Origin of the sequence: Alkalicoccobacillus porphyridii, from assembly GCF_007293315.1 — a bacterium.
Classification (GTDB): domain Bacteria; phylum Bacillota; class Bacilli; order Bacillales; family Bacillaceae_D; genus Alkalicoccobacillus; species Alkalicoccobacillus porphyridii.
The window spans coordinates 1-382 of the sequence record NZ_VLXZ01000074.1; the positions used below are offsets into that span (position 1 = coordinate 1).

The 382-nt window shown below is 54.2% G+C and carries 1 protein-coding gene; it reads left to right on the top strand.

Going from position 1 to position 382, the window contains the following annotated elements:
* Nucleotides 1-382: ABC transporter substrate-binding protein (locus tag FN960_RS23580; protein ID WP_260682096.1), on the top strand; the 382-nt coding region annotated here is incomplete at both ends.

Below are 382 nucleotides of genomic sequence, written 5' to 3' on the forward strand. Positions count from 1 at the left end.
GCTGTCCGCCATGCGCTGGCACTGGCGATTAATAACCAGCGCCTGATGCAATCCATCTATTATGGTACGGCTGAAACGGCGGCCTCTATTTTACCGCGCGCCTCGTGGGCCTATGACAACGAGGCTAAAATTACTGAATACAATCCGGCGAAATCGCGCGAACAGTTGAAGTCGTTGGGGCTGGAAAATTTAACGCTGAAACTGTGGGTGCCCACACGTTCGCAGGCGTGGAACCCCAGTCCACTGAAAACTGCCGAACTGATTCAGGCGGATATGGCGCAGGTTGGCGTAAAAGTGGTGATTGTGCCGGTAGAAGGTCGCTTTCAGGAGGCACGGTTGATGGATATGAGCCATGATCTGACGTTATCCGGTTGGGCGACGG